The sequence below is a fragment of the Micromonospora olivasterospora genome (assembly GCF_007830265.1).
In the GTDB taxonomy this organism is placed as follows: domain Bacteria; phylum Actinomycetota; class Actinomycetes; order Mycobacteriales; family Micromonosporaceae; genus Micromonospora; species Micromonospora olivasterospora.
Genome location: NZ_VLKE01000001.1, coordinates 39,248 through 54,276, shown reverse-complemented (window position 1 = coordinate 54,276; position 15,029 = coordinate 39,248). Strand labels below are relative to the sequence as shown.

The 15,029-nt window shown below is 76.8% G+C and carries 8 protein-coding genes and 2 pseudogenes; all 10 read left to right on the top strand.

Going from position 1 to position 15,029, the window contains the following annotated elements; genetic code table 11:
- Nucleotides 1–2: 2 nt before the first annotated feature.
- Nucleotides 3–1,145: a trans-sulfuration enzyme family protein gene (locus JD77_RS00140; protein ID WP_145772506.1), complete on the top strand. Its 1,143-nt coding sequence runs from the start codon at nt 3–5 to the stop codon at nt 1,143–1,145.
- Nucleotides 1,146–1,171: 26 nt separating this feature from the next.
- Entirely contained in the window at nt 1,172–2,062 is an 891-nt protein-coding gene (locus tag JD77_RS00135) for a homocysteine S-methyltransferase family protein (protein ID WP_145772505.1), read from the top strand.
- Nucleotides 2,059–3,621 (top strand): TldD/PmbA family protein, encoded by a 1,563-nt coding sequence (locus JD77_RS00130; protein ID WP_145772504.1) that lies wholly within the window; start codon nt 2,059–2,061, stop codon nt 3,619–3,621. The genes JD77_RS00135 and JD77_RS00130 overlap by 4 nt, the downstream gene beginning before the upstream one ends.
- Entirely contained in the window at nt 3,618–5,012 is a 1,395-nt protein-coding gene (locus tag JD77_RS00125; protein ID WP_145772503.1) for a metallopeptidase TldD-related protein, read from the top strand. Before JD77_RS00130 ends, JD77_RS00125 begins: the two co-directional genes overlap by 4 nt.
- Nucleotides 5,013–5,103: 91 nt before the next feature.
- Nucleotides 5,104–5,505: a DUF2267 domain-containing protein gene (locus JD77_RS00120; protein WP_145772502.1), complete on the top strand. Its 402-nt coding sequence runs from the start codon at nt 5,104–5,106 to the stop codon at nt 5,503–5,505.
- 333 nt (nt 5,506–5,838) lie between these two features.
- Nucleotides 5,839–7,437: pseudogene (locus tag JD77_RS33165) on the top strand (AMP-binding protein); the annotation flags it as partial.
- Nucleotides 7,350–9,311, top strand: coding sequence for a beta-ketoacyl synthase N-terminal-like domain-containing protein (locus JD77_RS33160; RefSeq protein ID WP_342799615.1), 1,962 nt, complete (start codon nt 7,350–7,352; stop codon nt 9,309–9,311). The pseudogene JD77_RS33165 and the gene JD77_RS33160, both read left to right, overlap by 88 nt.
- On the top strand, nt 9,308–11,644 hold the full coding sequence (locus JD77_RS00110) for a thioesterase domain-containing protein (RefSeq protein ID WP_342799614.1): 2,337 nt from the start codon (nt 9,308–9,310) through the stop codon (nt 11,642–11,644). The genes JD77_RS33160 and JD77_RS00110 overlap by 4 nt, the downstream gene beginning before the upstream one ends.
- Nucleotides 11,645–12,715: 1,071 nt before the next feature.
- On the top strand, nt 12,716–14,758 hold the full coding sequence (locus JD77_RS00105; RefSeq protein WP_246140460.1) for a lantibiotic dehydratase: 2,043 nt from the start codon (nt 12,716–12,718) through the stop codon (nt 14,756–14,758).
- Nucleotides 14,755–15,009: pseudogene (locus JD77_RS34985) on the top strand (AMP-binding protein); the annotation flags it as partial. The gene JD77_RS00105 and the pseudogene JD77_RS34985, both read left to right, overlap by 4 nt.
- Nucleotides 15,010–15,029 lie beyond the last annotated feature (20 nt).

The window sequence follows — 15,029 nt, the reverse complement described above, 5'->3', positions numbered from 1 at the left end:
CCATGCGGTTCGACACCCGACTGGTCCACGCCGGGGCGGAGCCCACCCCCGGCACCGGCGACCTGGTGCCCCCGGTGCACCTGAGCGTGACGTACGAGCGCTCCGCGCAGGATCCGCTGCGCTACTTCTACGGCCGGGGCGAGAACCCCACCCGGGAGGCCCTGGAGAGCTGCCTCGCGGCGCTGGAGGACGTCCGCTTCGCCACCGCGTACACCTCGGGGCAGGCGGCCGCCGAGGCGGCGCTGTCGCTGCTGTCCCCCGGGCAGCGGGTCGTCGCCGGCGACGACGTCTACGGCGGCACGCACGCCCTGTTCGACCTGGTGCGGGCGCGCGGGGTGACCGTCGACCAGGTCGACCTCGCCGACCCGGGGCGGTGCCAGGCGGTGCTGGCCGACGACGCCGCGCCGCTGGCGATGGTCTGGCTGGAGACGCCCAGCAACCCGCTGCTGAAGGTCACCGACGTCGCCGCGGTGGCCCGGCACGCCCACCGCCGCGGCGCCCTGGTGCTGGTGGACAACACGCTGGCCAGCCCGGCCCTGCAACAGCCGCTGAGCCTCGGCGCCGACGTGACGCTCTACAGCACCACGAAGTTCCTCGCCGGGCACCTCGACGTGCTCGGCGGGGCGCTGGTCTACGACGACCCCCGGCTGCACGAGCGCCTGGTGGCGCACCGCACGACGGTCGGCACCGCGCCGGGTGGGGCGGACTGCTTCCTCGTTCAGCGGGGTCTGAAGACGCTGTCGCTGCGAATGGCCCGGCAGGTGCAGAACGCGCAGGCGGTGGTCGCCGCGCTCGGCGCCGAGCCGGCCGTCTGCGCGATCCACTACCCGGGCCTGCCCGGGCACCCGCAGCACGACGTGGCGGTGCGGCAGATGCGCGCCCCCGGCGCGCTGGTCAGCTTCGCGTACCGGGGCGACCCGGTGCAGCTGATGGAGCGGGTGCGGCTGTTCGCGGCGGCGGTCAGCCTGGGCGGGGTCCGGTCGCTCATCGAGTGCCCGGCGCTGATGACGCACCGGCCGGTGCCGCGCGAGACGCGGCTGCGGGTGGGCGTGGGCGACGACCTCGTCCGGCTGTCGATGGGCATCGAGGACCCGGCGGACCTCGTCGAGGACCTGATCCGTGCGCTACGGGCGCGACCGGCGTGACCGGCCGCCAGGGAGGAGCGGTACCGATGGGGCAAGGCAGGAACGACCAGGACAGGATCCGGCTCGACGGGGGAGTGGCCACCGAGCTGCACCGCGCCGGCATCCCCATGACCCCGCCCTGGTGGACCACCCGGGCGCTGCTGTCCGACGCGCGGCGGCGGGTCCTCAAGGGCGTGCACGAGCGGTTCCTCGCCGCCGGCGCCGACGTGGTCACCGCCAACACGTTCCGCTGCAACCTGCGCACCCTCCAGGCCGCGGGGCTGGAGGACGCCGGGCTCGGCTGGATGGTGCACGCCGCCGTGGGGGTGGCGCTCGCCGCCCGAAACGCCGCCGGCAGCCCGCGTACGCGGGTGGTCGCCTCGGTGGCCCCGGTCGCCGACGCGTACCGGCCAGACCTGGTGCCCGACGACGACACGCTGCGCGCCGAGCACCGGTGGCTGGCCACCGAGCTGTCCCGGGCCGGGGTGGACACGGTGCTGGTGGAGACGATGAACACCGCCCGGGAGGCCCGGATCGCGCTGGCCGAGGCCCTCGCCGTCGGCGCCACCGCCTGGGTGAGCTTCGTCTGCGGCGACGACGCCCGGCTGCTCTCCGGCGAGCCGCTCGCCGACGCCGCCCGCGCCGTCGAGGCCGACGGCGCCGCGGCCGTGCTGGTCAACTGCACCGACCCGGACCGGACCGAGGAGTGCCTGCGGGTGCTGCGGGCCGCGGTGTCCGGCCCGATCGGGGCGTACCCGAACCTGGAGGACCGCACCCGCGGCGGGCCGGTCGACGCGCTGCCGCCGCTGCTGGAGCCGAAGGCGTTCGGCGACCTGACGGCCCGCTGGTGCGGCGAGTACGGGCTGACCCTGGTGGGCGGCTGCTGCGGCACCACCCCGGAGCACCTGGCCGCGATGTCCGACCGGCTCGGCGCGTGACCGGCACGCGCGTCCGCGCCGCGGGCCGCCCCGGCACCGCCGACGCGGCTGCCGGGCCCGCCGTCGACCCCGCGTTCCTGGCCCTGCCGCTGGCCGAGGTGGCCGGGGCCGCCCTGGACCGGGCCCGCCGGCTCGGCGCGGGCCACGCGGCGGTGCGGGTCGCCCGCACCCGGGCCCGCCGCCTGCTGCTCCACGACGGCCGGCTGCGCGGCAGCCACGACGCCACGGAGCTGGGCCTCAGCGTCGGGGTGCTGCACGGCGGGGCCCGCGGCTTCGCGGCGGTTCCCGAGGTCACCCCCGCCGCGGCCGCCGGGGCGGCCGAGGGGGCGGTGGCGCTCGCCCGGGTCTGCCGGGCGGCGGGCGCCGAGCCGGTCGAGCTGGCCGACGAGCCGGTGTACGCCGACCGCCACTGGTCCTCGCCGTGCCGGACCGACCCGTTCGGCGTGCCGGAGCGGGACGCGGCGGCGCTGCTGGCCGGGTGGAGCCGGGGGCTGCTCGCCGCGCCGGTCGTCGCCCACGTGCTGGCGAAGCTGACCGCGGTGCGGGAGAGCACGTACTACGCCGACACGGCCGGGACGAGCGTGGTGCAGCAGCGGGTCCGCGTCCACCCACAGCTGCTCGCCGTGGGCGTCGGGTCCGACGGCGGCACCGCCACCCTGCGTACCCTCGGGCCGCCCACGGCCCGCGGCTGGGAGTACCTGGCCGACGGCGACGGCTGGGACTGGTCGGCGGAGCTGGCCGAGCTGCCCGAACACCTCGCCGGTAAGCTGCGCGCCCGGCCGGTGCGTCCCGGCCGGTACGACCTCGTCATGGCACCGTCGCACCTGTGGCTGACGATCCACGAGTCGGTCGGGCACGCCACCGAGGCCGACCGGGCGCTCGGCCACGAGATGTCGTACGCCGGCGGCACGTTCGTCACCCCCGCCGACGTCGGCTCGCTGCGCTACGGCTCGGAGCTGATGACCGTCACCGCCGACCGGGTCGACCCGCACGGGCTGGCCACGGTCGGGTACGACGACGAGGGCGTGGCCGCCGGATCGTGGCCGCTGGTGCGCGACGGGGTGCTCACCGGCCTGCAGACCGACCGGCACACCGCGCTGCGGCTCGGCGCCGGCCGCTCCACCGGGTGCGCGTACGCGGAGTCGGCCACCCACGTGCCGATCTCCCGACTGCCGAACGTCTCGCTGGCGCCGGCGCGGGACGGGCCGGACACCGACGCGCTGGTCGCCGGGGTGGCGGACGGCATCCTCCTCGTCGGCTCCGACAGCTGGTCGATCGACACCCGCCGGCGGCGGTTCCAGTTCACCCCCCAGCGCGCCCACCGCATCCGGCACGGCCGGCTCGTCGGGCAGCTCGCCGGGGTGGCGTACCAGGCGGAGACGACGGAGTTCTGGGGCTCGCTGGTGGCGCTCGGCGGCCCCGGCACCTACCACTGCTTCGGCGCGGACCTGTGCGGCAAGGGCCAGCCGGTGCAGGCGGCGGCGGCCAGCCACGGCAGCCCGGCGGCGGTGTTCCGGGGCGTCCGCGTGATCGACACCGGCGGGGAGGGGCCGCGATGAGCGGGGCGGAGCTGGCGGAGCGGGTCCTGGCCCACGCCCGGGACGCCGACGACGTGCTGGCGATCGTCGACGAGACGGCGGCGGCGCACCTGCGCTGGGCCGGCAACGCCCTGACCACCTCCGGTGCGACCCGGCACCGCCGCCTGACGGTGGTGGCCCTGGCCGGCGGCGCCGCGGGGGCGGCCGCGGCGGTGGTCGGCCACGGCGGCGCGCCCGACGACGACGAGTTGGCCGAGCTGGTGGCCCAGGCGGCGCGGACCGCCCGGCGCAACGAGCCGGCGCCGGACGCCGAGCCGCTGATCGCCCCGGCGGGACCGCCGCCGCCGTCCTGGAACGATCCGCCGCCCGACGCGCCGGTGGACCGGCTGCGCGGCTTCGCCACCGACCTCGGCGCGGTCTTCCGCCGGTCCCGGGCCGACGGGGGGCACGCCCTCTACGGGTACGCCGAGCAGCAGACGACCACCACCTGGCTGGCCTCGTCCACCGGGCTGCGGCTGCGCCACGTCCAGCCGACGTCGGTGCTCGACCTCACCGTCCGCGACGCCGACGGCCGCGCCTCGGCGTGGGCGGGCACCGCCGGGGAGGACCTGTCGGGCGTCGACCTGCCGGGGCTGGCCGCGGGCCTCGCCGGGCGGCTGGGTACGGCGCGCCGCCGCCTCCCGTTGCCCCCCGGCCGGTACGAGGTGCTGCTCCCGCCGGCCTGCGTGGCCGACCTGATGCTGCACCTGTATCTCAACGCCGGTGCGGCGGACGCCGCCGACGGGCGGACGGTCTTCAGCGCGCCCGGCGGTGGCACCCGGGTCGGGCAGCGGCTCGCCGCCGCGCCGCTGACCCTCCGCAGCGACCCGGCGGAGCCGGGGCTGGCCTGCGTGCCCTTCGTCGTGGCCCGCGCCTCCGGTGCGGCCGGCAGCGTCTTCGACAACGGGCTGTCGCTGGCCGCGACCCGGTGGATCGTCGACGGCGAGCTGCGGGCGCTGGTGCACACCCGCCACTCCGCCCGGGAGGCCGGTGAGCCGCTGACGCCGCAGGTCGACAACCTGGTCCTGGAGGGGCCGCCGGGTGGGCGCTCGCTGGCCGAGATGGTCGCCGGCACCGAACGGGGGCTGCTGGTGACCTGCCTGTGGTACCTGCGCGACGTCGACCCCCGGACCCTCCTGCTGACCGGCCTCACCCGCGACGGCGTGTACCTCGTGGAGCGGGGGGAGGTGGTGGGCGAGCTGCCCGACTTCCGGTTCAACGAGAGCCCTGTCGCGCTGCTCGACCGGGTGGTGGAGGTGGGGGCGACCGAGCGCACGCTGCCCCGGGAGTGGGGGGACTACTTCACCCGGATGGCGATGCCGCCGCTGCGGGTCGCGGACTTCGCCGTCTCCGAGGTCGGCCCGGCGCTCTGAGCGGCCGCCGCCCTCGGCCCGGTTCAATGGGGCCGTTTGTGGGTGGCGGGGCGGGGTAAGCGCCGGGCCGGTGCGAGGACGGGAGGATGGGGTGCTGTTTCCCCGCTTCGTCGACGCCGTGTCCCGGCGGGCCGGCATCCCGGCGGCGCAGGCCGCGGCGGTGACCGGGGCCGTGCTGCGGACGATGGCCGAGCGGGTCGACGGCGAGCCGTCGGGAGAGGACAGCCGGCCGCTGCCCGAGCGCGTCGGCGGCTACCTGGTCGACCCGGCGGAGCCCGCCGGCCCGGCCGGCGTCGCCGACGACGACTTCCTGGCGCGGGTCGGGTCGCGGGCGGGGGTCGACGCGGGGACCGCCCGGGCCGGGACGGAGGCGGTGTTCGCGACCCTCCGCGAGGCCGTCACCGTGCAGGAGTTCCGGCGGCTGGTGGCACGGGTGCCGCGAGGCGGCACCGGCACTGTCGGGAGGCAGCCGCCGGCACCGTACGATGTGTGACGCGCCCGCCGGGACGATGTCCTACCTGAGCTGCCGTTGAGTACCAGCCACATAGGAAAAACCCCGGCCGATGGGCAGTTCTACCGGAAAACTTACTTTAGGGTAGTGCCCTATGTGGAAACTCCTCAACGCGCTAGGGGGATGATCGGACGATTTTGGCCGTCCGACGTCGGAGGGGCCGCTCGGCTCTTCGGCCCGACTCCCGATCGATGATCTTCCCACCCAGGCATCCAGCCCTATGCTGCATCCATTGTGAAATCCTGGGGGGGATCGTGAGCACACTTCACGGATGTCGCGTGTCCGCCGGCGGTGTGGCGCATTCCATCCGCTGACATGGCAACATACACGATCATCCATCGGTTCGCCGACCTGGCGGCCACGATTCCGCACCGACCGGCCCTGCTCGGCGCGGGCCCCGCGGTCGGCTACCCGCAACTCGCCGCCGCCGCCGGCGGACACGCCGCCCTGCTCGCCGCCGCCGGCGTCCGCCCCGGGGACCGGGTCGCCCTGCTGACGCCGCACGGCGCGCCGACCGTCGCGGCGATCCTCGGCACCCTCGCCGCCGGCTGCGCGTACGTGCCGCTGGACCCCGGTTTCCCGGTCGACCGGCTGCGCCACATGGTCGCCGCCGCCGACGTGCGGACCGTGCTGGTCGCGCCGGAACACCACGAACTGGCCGCCCGGTTGACGACCGACCGGCCCGGGACCGGGGTAGTCGCGCTCGACCAGGTGCCCCCGGCGCCGCTGCGCCCCGTCCCGGTCGACCCGGACGCGCTGGCGTACGTGCTGTTCACCTCCGGCTCGACCGGCGTGCCGAAGGCCGTCGGGCAGACCCACCGCAACCTGGCGCACGTCGTCGACAACCAGATCGCCACCCTGGCCATCGGTCCGGACGACCGGCTCAGCCTGCTCGCCTCGTTCAGCTTCGACGCCGCCATCCCCGACCTGTACCCGGCCCTGCTCACCGGCGCCGCCGCCATCCCGGTCGACCTGCGCCGGCACGGGCTCGCCCAGGCCCTCGACCTGCTGGTCCGGCACCGGGTCACCGTCTACCACTCCACCCCGACCGTCTACCGGTTCCTGCTCGACGCCCTCGGCGAGTCGCGACTGGACACCGTCCGGGCGGTACTGCTCGGCGGCGAGCAGGCCACGGCCGCCGACGCCGCGCGGGGCCGCGGCCGGTTCGCCCCCGACTGCGTGCTGGTCAACGGCTACGGCGCCACCGAGATGACGTTCGCCGCCCGGTACGCGCTGCCGCTGGCCGACGCCGACCCGGCCGCCACCGGCCCGCTGCCGATCGGCGCCGCGCTGCCCGGGTACGAAGTGGACCTCGCCCCGGACACCGACGAGATCGTGGTCCGCGGCCGGCACGTCGCCCCCGGCTACCTGGACCGGGCCGACGACCGGTTCACCCGGGAGGCCGACGGGGTCTGGTCGTACCGGACCGGGGACCTCGGGGCACGGCTGCCCGGCGGCGAGCTGGTCTGCCTCGGCCGGCTGGACCGCCAGGTCAAGGTGCGCGGGTTCCGGGTCGAGCTGACCGAGATCGAAGCCGTCCTCGCCGCGCAGCCCGGCGTCGGCAACGTACGCGCCATCGCCCGCGACGGCGAGCTGCTGGCGTACGCCCGGCCGGCCGGCGGGGCGCTCGACCCGGCGGCCCTGCGCGCGGCCCTCGCCCGGCGGCTGCCGGAGTACGCCCTGCCCCGGGCCGTCGTGGTGGTCGACGAGTTCCCGCTGACCGTCACCGGCAAGATCGACGAGCGGGCGCTGCCCGACCCGGGCGCCGACGTCCCGGCGGGGGAGGAGCCGGCCACCGCGACGGAGCGGGCCGTCCACGACATCTGGTGCGCCGTGCTGGGCCGCCCGGCCGTGCCCCGCACCGCCAGCTTCTTCGACGTCGGCGGGCAGTCGCTGCTGCTCGGCGTGGTCCAGCAGCGGCTCGCCGACCGGTTCGGCGTGCGGCTGCCGATGGTGCGGCTGTTCGAGAACCCACGGTCGCCGCGCAGGCCCGCCTGGTCGACGCCCGCCGGGGGCCAACCGCGCCCCGGTCGCCCCGGCCCGGTCGCCCCGCCACCGCCGCGCGCGGGTACACCGGCGACGAGATCGCCGTGGTCGGCGTCGCCGGCCGCTTCCCCGGCGCGCCGGACGTGGCCACGTTCTGGTGGAACCTGCTGGCCGGCGTGGACTCGATCCACGACCACACCCCCGAGGAACTGGTTGCCCTGGGCGTCGGTCCCCGGCTGCTCGCCGACCCCCGGCACGTCCGCGCCGCCGGCCGGCTCGACGACGTGGCCGGCTTCGACGCCGAGTTCTTCGCCTTCGGCGAGCAGGAGGCGGCCCGCACCGACCCGCAGCACCGGCTGTTCCTGGAGACCGCGTGGGAGGCCCTGGAGGACGCGGGGCACGACCCGTCCCGGTTCCCCGGGCTGGTCGGCGTCTACGCGGCGGCCTCCGCCAACCGGTACTTCCTGTTCCACCTCATGGACAACCCCGCCGTGGTCGGCGACGTCGACCCGGACGACTGGGAGGCCCGGCTGGTCGGCCGGCAGGCCACCGACCACCTGCCCGGCCAGGTCGCGTACCGGCTCGGGCTCACCGGCCCGGCCATGTCCGTGCAGAGCGCCTGCTCCAGTTCCCTGGCCGCCGTCTGCGTCGCCGCGCAGAGCCTGGCCGACTACCAGTGCGACATCGCCCTGGCCGGCGGGGTCAACGTGACCTGGCCCCGGTACCGGCACACCCCCGGCGGGATGGCCTCCCCGGACGGGCGGTGCCGCGCGTTCGACGAGGCCGCCAGCGGCTCCGGCTTCGGCTCCGGCGTCGGCGTGGTGGCGCTGCGCCGGCTCGCCGACGCGCAGGCCGACGGGGACCGGATCTACGCGATCCTGCCCGGCTGGGCGGTCACCAACGACGGCGCGGACCGGGCCGGCTTCGCGGTGCCCGGGCCGGCCGGGCAGGCCGCCGCCGTGGCCAACGCGCTCGCCGCCGCGGAGGTGGACCCCGGCGAGGTCCGGTTCATCGAGGCGCACGGCAGCGGCACCCCGCTCGGCGACGCCCTGGAGGTCGCGGCCCTGCACGAGGTGTACGAGGGCGCCGCGCCCGCCGAGTCCTGCGCGCTGGGATCGGTGAAGACCAACATCGGCCACCTCGACGCCGCCGCCGGAATCGCCGGCCTGATCAAGGCGGTGCTCGCCGTCCAACACGGGGTCATCCCGCCCAACCTGCACTTCACCCGGCCGCACCCGGAGATCGACCTCGACGCCGGCCCGTTCTACGTGCCGACGAAGGCCCGAAACTGGCCCGAGGGCGGCCGACGGGTGGCCGGGGTCAGCTCGTTCGGGCTCGGCGGGACGAACGCGCACGTGGTGGTCGAGCAGCCGCCCCCGGCGGAGCCGGTCGACGCCCCGGACGCCGCGGCCCACCTGCTGCCGGTGTCGGCGCGTACCCCGGCGGCGCTGCGGGCGGCGCTGGCCCGGCTGCGCCGGCACCTGGCGGGTGCCGCACCGGCGCTGGCCGGGGTGGCCGCCACCCTCGCGCTCGGCCGCCGGGCGTTCGGGTGCCGGGCGGCCGTCGTCGCCGGCGACCTCGCCGAGGCCCTGGCGGGGCTGGACGCCCTGCTGGACGGCGGCGAGCGGATCGCCGGCCCGCCCGGCGAGCTGCGGGACCTGGCCGCCGACTGGGTGGCCGGCCGGGACGTCGACTGGACGGCCCTGCACCCCGAGGGCGGCTTCCGGCGCGCCGGGCTGCCCACCTACCCGTTCCAGCGCCAGCGGTACTGGATCGACCCCCACCAGAGAGGTCTGCGGTGAACTGGTTCGTCTCCGCCGGTAAGTGCCCCGAGGCGCCGGCGCGGTTGTTCTGCCTTCCGTACGCCGGGGGCGGGGCGAGCGTGTTCCGGCGCTGGCAGCGGGAGCTCGGCGCCGACGTCGAGGTGCTGCCGGTGCAGCTGCCCGGCCGGGAGAACCGGATCGGCGAGGACCCGAACTTCACCGTCGCCGACGTCGCCGCCGCGATCGCCGAGCGGGCCGACCGTCCGTACGCCATCTACGGGCACTCGATGGGCGGGCGCGTCGGCTTCGAAGTCGTCCGCGAGCTGCGCCGGCTCGGGCAGCAGCTGCCGTTGCGGCTGTACGTCGGCGGCGCCCGCGCCCCCCACGTCGACGACACCAGCCTCTTCGACGGGCTGTCCACCGTGGACGACGACGAGTTGCTGCGCCGGCTCGGCGAGGGTGGCGGGCTGCCCGCCGAGGTGCTGGACCACCCCGAGCTGGTGGAACTGCTGCTGCCACTGCTGCGCGCCGACTTCGGCCGGGTCGACAGCTACCGGTACGTCCCCGGCGAGCCGCTGCCGCTGCCGATCGTGACGTTCAGCGGGCGGCAGGACCGGGCGGTCAGCCACGCGCAGAGCGCGGCCTGGGAGCGGCACACCGCCGCGGGCTTCACCCTGCACGAGATCGACGGCGGGCACTTCTTCCTGCACGACCAGCTCCCCGAGCTGGCCGCCGCGATCCGCGCCGACCTCGCCGCGGCCCTGGCGCCCGGGGCGCCCGGCGGGCCGCCCCCCTTCGTCGATCAAGAGGTTCACGTCGCGGAAGCACACTCCCCCGACGCAAACCTCTTGATCAACACTCCCGTGGCGGGCGGGCACCGGGTCCCGCTGGGCGACACCGGCTGGTCGGTGTGGCGTGATGCCATCCTGCGTGGGACCGGGTTTCCGGCCGACGGGCTCACCGCGCTCAGCGCCCCGCAGGCCGCGGCGGCCGCCGACGAGCTGCTCGCGACCGGCGAGGGCGCCGAGCGGTTCGACAAGGAGTTCGTCGAGGCGGTGACCGCCGCCGCCGGCCGGCTCTCCGCCCTGGCGGCCGACCCGCTGCTGCGCGAGGCCGTCACCTGGCAGAACCGCAACGCCCTGCTCGCCCTCGACGGGCTGGCCCGCGGCGGCGCCGACGCGCCCCGCAACGTGCGCCGCCGCGACCGCGAGCGGGCCCTGCTCAAGTACTGGCAGCGCTACTGCGGCAAGAACGAGACGGTCGGCTTCTTCGGGCCGAGCTGCTGGGTCACCATCGACCCGGAACAGGCCGCGGCCGCCCGGGTGCGCACCGGCGCCGGGCTGACCCGGCGACGCTGGGTGTGGTTCGAGTCGTGGGCGCTGTCCGCGTACGCCGACCGGATCGGTGCCGACCTCGCCGTGCGGCAGTGGTGGCCGCCGATGCTCCAGCCCCACCTGAGCCTGCGGGACCGGTCCGTGCTGCGGCCGGGCCGCCCCTCGGTCACGCTCACCCCGGTGGAGGCGGCCCTGCTCGCCGCCGCCGACGGCCACCGCCCCGCCCGGGACCTGGTCGCCGACCCGGCCGTCGGGCTGCGCCGGCCCGAGGACGGGTACGCCCTGCTGGACCGGCTGGTCGAGCGGGAACTGATCACCTGGGACGCGGCCCTGCCGGTCAGCCCCGACGCCGAGGACGCGCTCGCGGCCCGGATCGCCGCCATCGCCGACGAGCCCGTCCGGCAGGCCGCCCGGGCCGGGTTCGACCGGCTGATCGCCGCCCGGGACGAGGTGGCCGCCGCGGCCGGCGACCCGGAGCGGCTGCGGACCGCGCTCGACCGCCTCGACGAGACCTTCACGGAGCTGACCGGCCAGCCGCCCCGCCGCCGCGAGGGCCAGATGTACGCCGGCCGCACCCTCTGCTACGAGGACACCAGCCGCGACCTCGACATCGTCTTCGGCGCCCCGCTGCTGGCCGACCTGGCCGCCCCCTCGCCGTGCTGCTGCGGGCCGCCCGGTGGCTGGCCGGCGCGCTGGAGGAGGCGTACGGGGCCACCTTCCGCGAGCTGTACGACGAGCTGCGCGCCGAGGCCGGCGACGGCCCGGTCTCCCTGGCCGACCTGTGGTTCCTCGCCCAGGGCATGTTCTGGGGCACCGGCGAGCGGCCCGTCGACGGCGTCGCCGCCGAGTTCGCCGCCCGCTGGGCGGGCCTGTTCGGCCTGGCCGACCTGCCCGCCGGCACCACCGAGGTGCGGCTGCCGGTCGCCGAGCTGGCCGACCGGGTCGCCGCGACGTTCCCGACCGGCCCCACGGACTGGAGCGGCGGCCGGCTGCACAGCCCGGACCTGCAGATCTGCGCCCCCGACGTGGACGCCCTGACACGCGGCGACTACACCGTCGTGCTCGGCGAGCTGCACGCCGGCTGGCCCTCGTTCGACTGCCAGGTGTTCACCCCGTCGCACCCCGACGTCGAGCGGCTGCGCGCGGCGCTCGCCGACGACCTCGGCGAGCGGCGGGTGCGGCTGCTGTTCCCCGCCGACTGGCCCCGGCGTACCAGCCGCACCGCCGAGTCGCTCACCGGCCCGACAGACCTTCAGCTGGCCTTCCTGCCCGCGCCGGGCGCCGACCCGGACCGGGTCCTGCCGACCGTCGACGTCACCGTCGACGACTCCGACGGCCGGCTCGTGGCCACCGCCAGGGACGGGCAGCGGTGGCCGCTGACCGAGGTCTTCTCCGGGCTGCTCGCCGCCCACGCGGTCGACGGGTTCAAGCTGGTCGCCGCCGCCCCGTACACGCCCCGGATCACCCTGGACCGGCTGGTGGTGGCGCGGCAGACCTGGCGTACCACGGTTTCGGAGTGCGGCCTGGCCGACGTCACCGCCGAGCGGGACCGCTTCCTCGCCGTCCGGCGCTGGCGGCGCGACCTGGGCCTGCCCGAGCAGGTGTACGTCAAGCTCGGCACCGAGACCAAGCCCTGCTTCGTCGACCTGAGCAGCCCCGCGTACGCGGCGATGTTCTGCGCCATGGTCCGGGCGGCCCGCGGCGACGGCGGCGACGGGGTGTCGCTGGTCGTCAGCGAGATGCTGCCGACGCCGCAGGACGCGTGGGTGCCCGACGGCGCCGGCCGGCGCTACTTCAGCGAGCTGCGGCTGCACATCGTCGACGAGGAATGGCAGGCCGATCGATGAGCCACCTGCTGCCGCTGGGCGACACCGGCTGGTCGGTGTGGCGGGACGTGCTGCTGCGCACGGCCGGCTTTCCCGCCGCCGGCCTCGACCGGTTCGGCGCGCCGGAGGCCGCGGCCGCCGCCGACGGGCTGCTCGCCGGCGAGGTCACCGCCGAGGTGTACGACAAGGCGCTCACCGCCGCCTTCGCCCGCTCGTCGGCGGTGCTCGGGGAGATCTGCGCCGACCCGCTGCTGCGCGAGGCGGTCACCTGGCAGAACCCGACATGCTGGTCGCCCTCGACGGGCTGCTGCGCACCGACCCGGCCGCCCGCAACAAGCCCCGCCGCAAGCGGGAGATCGCCGTGCTGCGCTACTGGCAGCGCTACTGCGGCAAGGCCGAGACGATCGGCTTCTTCGGGCCGGTCTGCTGGGGCGTGTTCGACCCGGACAGCCCGGCGACCCGGCTGGCACCCGGGCCCGACCTGGTCGACCGCCGCCAGGTCCACTTCGAGGCGTGGGCGCTCATGGCGTACGCCGACCGGCTAGCCGACGACCTGGCGGTGCGCCGCTGGTGGGCCCCGGCGCTGCCGCCCCACCTCACCGTCGAGGGTCGCCGGCTGCGCCGGCCGCTGCACCCGCCGGTCGAGCTGCCCCCGCTGGAGGCCCGGCTGCTGGCCGGCTGCGACGGCCGTACCCCCGCCGAGGAGCTGGTGGAGCGGGTCCGCGCCGACGGGGACACCGGCCTGCGCAGCACCGCCGACGGGTTCCTGCTGCTGGACCGGCTGGTGGAGCGGGGCCTGCTGACCTGGGACGCGGGGCTGCCCAACAGCCCGCGCGCGGAGGCGGTGCTGGCCGAGCGGATCGCCGCGGTCGGCGAGGAGGCCGTGCGGGCCGAGGTGGCCGCCGGCTTCGACCGGCTCCGGGCGGCCCGGGCCGCGGTGGCGGACGCCGCCGGCGACCCGGACCGGTTGGGCGCCGCGCTGGCCGCGCTCAACGCCGAGTTCACCGCCGTGACCGGCCGGCCGGCCACCCGCCACGGCGGGCAGATGTACACCGGCCGCACCGTGCTCTACGAGGAGACCAGCCGCGGGGTGGAGCTGTCGGTGGGCACCGCGGTCCTCGACGCGCTGGCCGACCCGCTGGCCATCGTGCTGCGGGCGGCCCGCTGGCTCACCGCCGAGGTCGGTGCCGGGTGCGAGCGGATCCTCGCCGACCTGTACGCCGAGCTGTCCGCCGAGGGCGCCGTGCGGCTGGCCGACATCTGGTCGCTGTCCCAGGGCCTGCTGCTCGCCCCGGACGGCCCGGTCGCGGTCGCCGGCGCCCGGTTCACCGCCCGGTGGGCGGAGCTGTTCGGGCTCGACGCCGTACCCGCCGACCAGCCCGAGCTGCGGCTGCGCAGCGCCGACCTGGCCGGCCGGGCCGCGGAGCTCTTCCCCGCCGACGCGCCCGGCTGGCCCACCGCCCGCGTGCACAGCCCGGACGTGCAGCTCGGCGCGGCCAGCGTCGACGCGCTCAACCGGGGCGAGTTCCAGTTGGTCCTCGGCGAGCTGCACCCGGCGATGACGCCGTTCGACAGCGCCGTGTTCGCCCCGTTCCACCCCGACCCGCGGGCGCTGCGCGCCGCCCTCGACGCCGACCTCGGGCCGGCCCGGATGCGGGTGCTCTACCCCGAGGGCTTCCCCCGGCAGACCACCCGCACCACCTGGCACTCCCGGGAGCCGGGGGACCGCCAGCTCGGCATCGACACCGCCCGGGGCGCCGACGTGGAGCAGCTCGTCGCGGCCACCGCCGTCCGCGTGGAGTCCGTCGACGGCCGGCTGACCGCGGTGCTGCCCGACGGGGCCCGGTGGCCGCTGGTCGAGATCTTCGCCTACCTGCTCGGCGCCCTGCTGCTGGACAGCTTCAAGCTGCTGGCCCCGGCCCCGACCACGCCGCGGATCACCATCGACCGGCTGGTCGTGGCCCGGCGCACCTGGCGGACCACGGTCGCGGAGAGCGGGCTGGCCGGGCTGACCAGCGAGTCGGAGCGGTTCCTCGCGGTACGTCGCTGGCGGCAGCGGCTCGACCTGCCCGAGCGGATCTTCGTGAAGCTCGGCACCGAGGTCAAGCCCTGCTACGTCGACCTGACCGGCGCGCTGTACGCCCAGTCGCTCTGCGCCATGGCCGACGCCGCCGCGAGGTCGGGCCCGGACGTCACGCTCACGGTCACCGAGCTGCTGCCCGCCCCGGCGGACGCCTGGGTGACCGACGCGGCCGGCCGCGGCTACGTCAGCGAGCTGCGCCTGCAGATCACCGATCCAGCCACCTACCGGGGAGAACACGGGTGACCGAGATCCTGTCCATCAGCGCCGCGCACGGGGAGCCGCTGCCCTGGCCGGACGCCACCCTGGCCGACCTCATCGTCGCCCAGGCCGCGCGTACCCCGGGCGCGGTCGCCGTGCGGCAGTGGGACGACCGGCTCACCTACCGGGAGCTGGTCGGGCGGGCCGCCGGCGTCGCCGCCGCGTTGCGGGAGCGGGGCGTCGGCCGGCAGACCCGCGTCGGGGTCTGCGGCGAACGCCGGCCCGATCTGGTCGTCACCGTGCTCGGCGTCCTGCT

What these genes read in the sequence shown, in the direction of transcription:
- JD77_RS00140 (WP_145772506.1), top strand. Translation starts at nt 3, where the DNA reads ATGCGGTTCGACACCCGACTGGTCCACGCCGGGGCGGAGCCCACCCCC.
- JD77_RS00135 (WP_145772505.1), top strand. Translation starts at nt 1,172, where the DNA reads ATGGGGCAAGGCAGGAACGACCAGGACAGGATCCGGCTCGACGGGGGA.
- JD77_RS00125 (WP_145772503.1), top strand. Translation starts at nt 3,618, where the DNA reads ATGAGCGGGGCGGAGCTGGCGGAGCGGGTCCTGGCCCACGCCCGGGAC.
- JD77_RS00105 (WP_246140460.1), top strand. Translation starts at nt 12,716, where the DNA reads ATGCTGGTCGCCCTCGACGGGCTGCTGCGCACCGACCCGGCCGCCCGC.